The following is a 5,140-nucleotide window of genomic DNA, read 5'->3' as shown; positions in this document are numbered from 1 at the left end:
CAAGTGAATCGGTTCCGTACTATTTGTACTGTCTGCGGCTTCGTCGCCTTGTCCTAATTTTTGTTAATCCACTATATGTGTCGTCCTGTGTGTTGAAACATCATTGCCCGTATCCTGAAATAGAAAAGAAAATGCCCGTTTTACGGTCTTCTTTCCGACAAAATGCCGTCTGAAACGGATTTCAGACGGCATGGTCGAAAATTATTGCGCGGCAAGCGGCTTGAGCAGCAAGGTTTCGCCGCTTTGCACAACTTTTTCAAGCAGGTCGATATTGGGATGCTTGCCGGGATGGGCGCGCGCGTCGGCAACGTGTTCGGCAAACCATATCAAACCCTGTTCTGCCGCTTCTTTGTCCAATTTTCCGTCAAAACGTTCTGCCAAAGCATTGTACAGCTTGAGCGAACCGAGCTTACCCTGAACGGCGGGAATGTGGTGAACCGTTTTGCCGTCGGCATCCTGAACGTCCAAACCGCCCAGATGGTCGATTGAAGGAAATGTGGCGAGATAGTCTTGGAAATTCATATCAAATCCGAAAATCAGTCAGTTAGCGCGTGCCGAAAATCTTGTCGCCCGCATCGCCCAAGCCGGGGATGATGTAGCCGTTCTCGTTCAAGTGGCTGTCGAGCGCGGCGGTGTAAATCGTAACGTCGGGATGCGCGTCGTTGACCGCCTTCACACCCTCGGGCGCGGCAACCAGCACCAGTGCCTTGATGTTTTTGCAGCCCTTGGCTTTCAACAGGTCGATAGTTGCCACCATCGAACCGCCCGTCGCCAGCATCGGGTCGATAATCAGGGCAGGACGTTCGTCCATGCTGTCCACGAATTTCTCGAAGTAGGAAACGGGTTTCAGCGTTTCCTCGTCGCGCTGCAGTCCGACTACGCTGATTTTGGCAGTCGGAATCAGGTCGAGTACGCCGTCAAGCATACCCAAACCTGCACGCAGGATGGGAACGACGGTCAATGTTTTGCCCTTGATGCGATCGCCTTCAATCTGACCGCACCATCCGTCGATAAGGTATTTTTCGATTTCAAAATCACGGCTTGCCTCGTATGCCATCAGGCGCGCCAGCTCGGTGGCAAGCGTCCGGAATTTGTAGGTGCTGCAATCTGCCTCCCTCATCAGGGTTAATTTGTGGCGGACGAGCGGATGGTTGATAACGTTAACGTTCATCGCGGTGTTCCAGTGTGATTTTGAGACGCGCCATTATACTTTTTTTTGATTTGCCGGAAAAGAAAATGCCGTCTGAAACACGTTCAGACGGCATTGCCTGCCGGATCAGGCTTTGAGCAGATTCTGCAGCTCGCCTGCCTCATACATCTCCGCCAGAATGTCCGAGCCGCCGACAAATTCGCCGTTCACATAAAGTTGGGGAATGGTCGGCCAGTCGCTGTATTCTTTAATACCTTGACGTACTTCGGGATTTTCCAATACGTTGACGGTAACGTAATCGGTGCAGCCTGCCGCGTTCAGGATTTGCACGGCGCGGGAAGAGAAACCGCATTGCGGAAACTGCTTCGTACCTTTCATAAACAATACGACGCGGTGTGTCGTTACTACTTCTTTGATTTGGTCGTGGATGGAAGCCATCGCTTATTCCTTTTGATAAAGTCGACAAAATTTGTCAGGTAGGGCGCATTATACGCAAAAGCGGAAACTTCCCACAACATCCGCCCTATTCCGCGCACGTTTCAAGGGAAAAAGGAAAACGCCCGTTTCCTTCAAATAACCGCCGCAAAGAATATTTCCCGCCGAATCCGTTTCCCCCGTCCTTTCCGCCGCAACTTTTAAAAACACATCGTGCGGCTTGCCGAAGCACGGCGTTGACATTTGTCAGCACGTCCGCATATCGGGCACTTTTTTAAACAGCCGGTAAAAGTTTTCCGTCGTATATGCCGCGACCTGCTCCAATGTTTGATTCCGCAATTTGGCAATATGTTCGGCGGTATGGCGCACAAAAGCCGGCTCGTTCTGCCTGCCGCGCTTGGGAACGGGGGCGAGGAACGGCGCATCGGTTTCCACCAAAATGCGGTCGTCCGGAACGTATTTCGCCGCCTCCTGAACCAAGGGTGCGTTTTTAAAGGTAACGATTCCTGAGAAAGAAATGTAAAGCCCCAAATCCATTGCCGCTCGGGCAAAACCGATGTCTTCGGAAAAACAGTGGATAACGCCCGAATTAACCCGGCATTCTTTCAGGATAGACAAGGTATCCGCCGCCGCATCGCGCGTATGGACGATAACGGGCAGTCCGATTTGATTGGCTGCTTCGATGTGGTCTGCAAAGCGTTTGTGCTGCCAAGACAAATCGCCTTTGCACCAGTAATAATCCAAGCCCGTCTCGCCTATGCCGACCACTTTCGGCGAGGCGGCTGCGGCAACCATTTCCGCAATGGAAAATTCTTCGGCTTCCTTGCTGTCGGGATGTACGCCTATGGTGCAGTAAATGTGTCCGTGCGCTTTGGCAATGGCGGACACTTCGGCAAAACTCTGCCTGCTGACGCTGATGGCGAGTGCCTGCCCCACGCCGTTTTCCTCCATATTGGACAAAACTTCGGGCAGGCGTTCTTTCAAACCTTCAAAATTAAGGTGGCAGTGAGAATCGATAATATGCATGGTGTTACATCGTAAACGTGGGTTTGTCGCTGCCGAGCACGCTGCCCAACTCGACTTCGATTTGGTCTTTGAGCTTCAGGCAGTTTTCGTGTTTTGTGAATGCCAGCCCCACCCCTTTGGGTTTGGAGGAAGTACGCGCAGGATTAATCCAGGCGACTTTGGTCGGCAGGAACAGTTTAGGGAAGTTGAGGATTTCTACGGCAAGCAGAATATCGTCCCCGATGGAAAATACATCGTCGGTCTGCACAAACAGACCGCCATGTTCCAAAAACGGCATATAGGAGCTGTACAGCAGATTCATGTCTTTCAGCTGCAACGACATCATTTTTGCCGGAATATTTTGTCCATCTGACATAATTTACCCGTTCTCTTTCTTCAATTCCAAATAATTGATGAGCAGATGCTCGATCTGCATTTTGACATTTAAAGTATGAAACCCGTAAGGGGCAAGCTGTTTGAGCATATCCTCCGCCGCAAATACATTGCGCGGGCGGAAGCCGGATGCCGTCTGAAGCAGCCTGTCTTCATAAGCAGGATAATAGACGGGTTTCATGTGTCGCAGGCACAATCCCAAATCGACCAGCCACTTCTGCATCCACCCGACAAATACGGCGAGCGGAAGTTTCTCCTTATCGAAAAGCGCGGCGTAATCCAAAATCTTCAACAACCTTGGTTCTGCCAAAATATCCAACAGTTTAATCCGCAACGCACGGACACCGTCCGCCTCATCAAACAGCGGCGCGCCCGAATGGAAAGCCAGACGTTCCTCAGGTTCCGCCACACCCCTTTCACGCAAATATGCCAATGCCTCTTCATGGGAAGGAGCGGGCAAAACCATCTTCCGGCAGCGACTTTTAATGGTCGGTAAAACCTTGTCCGCCGCGTGGCTGACCAGCAAAAAGACCACTTGTGGCGGCGGTTCTTCCAACACTTTCAACAAACTGTTGGCGGCTTGGACATTCATACTTTCCGCAGGATGAATCAGGATCACGCGCGAACCGCCCCGTACCGAAGTCAGGTACACATTATCGATGATTTCCCTGACGGCATCGATTTTGATCTGCAACAGTTTGCGTCCGTTTTCGGGTTCGTCCGCCAAGGGGGTGATTTCGTAAAAATCGGGATGACTTCCCTGCTCGAACAAATGGCAGGACGCGCATTCCCCGCAAGGCACATTGCCCGTCACGGGTTTTTCGCACAACAGCGCCTTCGCCGCAAAACGGGCAAACTCGGTCTTCCCCGTCCCCTTTTTGCCGGCAAACAGCCACGCATTGGGACGGCTCGTCCAATGCTCGGCAATCTGCCGCCATTGTTCCTGATGCCACGGATAAATCATGTCAAACTGCCCGTCCGGAAATCCATACCGCCATCAGAGCAGTTCCAAATCGGGGCCGGAACTTTGTGCCCGGCGGCTGCGCAACTGTACCGCCAAACGCAAATCGTGTGCGGAATCGGCATTTTTCAAGGCATCCTGCAAGGAAATCTCGCCTTTTTCATACAATTGGTAAAGGTGTTGGTCGAAGGTCTGCATACCCAAGGTGGTGGATTTCTTCATCACTTCTTTGATTTCATGGATGTTGCCGTTGTGAATCAACTCCGAAATCAGGGGCGAATTGAGCAGCACCTCGACTGCCGCCACCCTGCCCTTGCCGCCGTCTCGCGGAACGAGGCGTTGCGAAATAAACGCCTGAAGGTTGAGCGACAAATCCGTCAGCAATTGTTCGCGCCGCTCCTCGGGGAAGAAGTTGATGATACGGTCGAGTGCCTGATTGGTGCTGTTGGCGTGCAGCGTCGCCATACACAAATGCCCCGTTTCGGCAAAGGCGATGGCGTAGTCCATTGTTTCGCGGTCGCGGATTTCGCCGATCAGAATCACATCCGGCGCCTGACGCAGCGTGTTTTTCAACGCCGCCATCCAGTTTTCCGTATCCACGCCGACCTCGCGCTGGGTGATGATGCAGTTTTTGTGTTCGTGGACAAACTCGATCGGGTCTTCGATGGTGATGATGTGTCCGAACGAATTTTCATTGCGGTAGTCGATAAGCGAGGCAAGCGAAGTCGATTTGCCCGAGCCGGTGCCGCCGACAAAAATAACCAGCCCGCGTTTTTTCAGCGCGACATCCTTCAAGACAGGCGGCAGGTTCAGGCTTTCAAACTTGGGAATCTTGCTGGTAATCGCGCGGAATACCAACGCCGTCGCGCCGCGCTGTATCATCGCATTGACGCGGAAGCGGCTGGTGTCCGGCAGGCTGATGGCGAAGTTGCACTCGTTGGTCGATGAAAATTCTTCCGCCTGCTTCGCACTCATAATCGAAAAGGCGATTTCCATACATTTTTCCGCCGTCAGCGGTTCGTCCGTGATGCGGGTGATTTTGCCGTCCAACTTCATCGCGGGCGGGAAATGGGTCGTCACAAACAGGTCGGAACCTTTGTTTTTGTTCATATGGCGCAGCCATGCGAACAGTTCTTCCTTTGCAGTCATATTTTCATCGGTAAACATCCTCGTCCCCCAATTTTCAAACAATCTGT

Annotated in this window: 7 protein-coding genes; all 7 read right to left on the bottom strand. The window is 52.2% G+C overall.

The genetic code is table 11. The features are described from left to right. Positions 1–201 precede the first annotated feature (201 nt). The 7 genes from KEM39_RS09815 to KEM39_RS09785 all read right to left on the bottom strand — a co-directional run bounded on the left by KEM39_RS09815 (position 202) and on the right by KEM39_RS09785 (position 5,111). A complete protein-coding gene (locus tag KEM39_RS09815) occupies positions 202–522 on the bottom strand; it encodes a DUF2322 family protein (protein ID WP_002214001.1) in 321 nt (106 codons plus the stop codon). 22 nt (positions 523–544) lie between these two features. Beyond that, positions 545–1,171 carry a uracil phosphoribosyltransferase gene (gene upp / locus KEM39_RS09810; protein ID WP_002246895.1) on the bottom strand — a complete coding sequence of 209 codons (627 nt, stop codon included), beginning with the start codon at positions 1,169–1,171 and terminating at the stop codon, positions 545–547. 105 nt (positions 1,172–1,276) lie between these two features. Beyond that, the gene (grxD, locus tag KEM39_RS09805) at positions 1,277–1,588 is read right to left on the bottom strand and encodes a Grx4 family monothiol glutaredoxin (RefSeq protein ID WP_211709931.1); all 312 of its coding nucleotides are present in this window, start codon (positions 1,586–1,588) and stop codon (positions 1,277–1,279) included. Between the two features lie 243 nt (positions 1,589–1,831). Further along, on the bottom strand, positions 1,832–2,611 hold the full coding sequence (locus KEM39_RS09800; protein ID WP_118997478.1) for a TatD family hydrolase: 780 nt from the start codon (positions 2,609–2,611) through the stop codon (positions 1,832–1,834). Positions 2,612–2,615: 4 nt separating this feature from the next. Continuing rightward, on the bottom strand, positions 2,616–2,966 hold the full coding sequence (locus tag KEM39_RS09795) for a PilZ domain-containing protein (RefSeq protein WP_118997479.1): 351 nt from the start codon (positions 2,964–2,966) through the stop codon (positions 2,616–2,618). A 3-nt stretch (positions 2,967–2,969) separates the two neighbouring features. Then, positions 2,970–3,947: a DNA polymerase III subunit delta' gene (locus tag KEM39_RS09790; RefSeq protein ID WP_118997480.1), complete on the bottom strand. Its 978-nt coding sequence runs from the start codon at positions 3,945–3,947 to the stop codon at positions 2,970–2,972. A gap of 33 nt (positions 3,948–3,980) precedes the next feature. Continuing rightward, positions 3,981–5,111 carry a PilT/PilU family type 4a pilus ATPase gene (locus tag KEM39_RS09785; protein WP_025457249.1) on the bottom strand — a complete coding sequence of 377 codons (1,131 nt, stop codon included), beginning with the start codon at positions 5,109–5,111 and terminating at the stop codon, positions 3,981–3,983. Positions 5,112–5,140: the final 29 nt, after the last annotated feature.

The sequence above is a fragment of the Neisseria sp. Marseille-Q1983 genome (assembly GCF_018224585.1).
GTDB lineage: Bacteria > Pseudomonadota > Gammaproteobacteria > Burkholderiales > Neisseriaceae > Neisseria > Neisseria polysaccharea.
This window is presented reverse-complemented; position numbering and strand designations above follow the sequence as displayed.

Bases quoted from the DNA above. Each gene is read 5' to 3' on its own strand.
- KEM39_RS09815 (WP_002214001.1), bottom strand. From the start codon at position 522: ATGAATTTCCAAGACTATCTCGCCACATTTCCTTCAATCGACCATCTG.
- upp (WP_002246895.1), bottom strand. From the start codon at position 1,171: ATGAACGTTAACGTTATCAACCATCCGCTCGTCCGCCACAAATTAACC.
- grxD (WP_211709931.1), bottom strand. From the start codon at position 1,588: ATGGCTTCCATCCACGACCAAATCAAAGAAGTAGTAACGACACACCGC.
- KEM39_RS09800 (WP_118997478.1), bottom strand. From the start codon at position 2,611: ATGCATATTATCGATTCTCACTGCCACCTTAATTTTGAAGGTTTGAAA.
- KEM39_RS09795 (WP_118997479.1), bottom strand. From the start codon at position 2,966: ATGTCAGATGGACAAAATATTCCGGCAAAAATGATGTCGTTGCAGCTG.
- KEM39_RS09790 (WP_118997480.1), bottom strand. From the start codon at position 3,947: ATGATTTATCCGTGGCATCAGGAACAATGGCGGCAGATTGCCGAGCAT.
- KEM39_RS09785 (WP_025457249.1), bottom strand. From the start codon at position 5,111: ATGTTTACCGATGAAAATATGACTGCAAAGGAAGAACTGTTCGCATGG.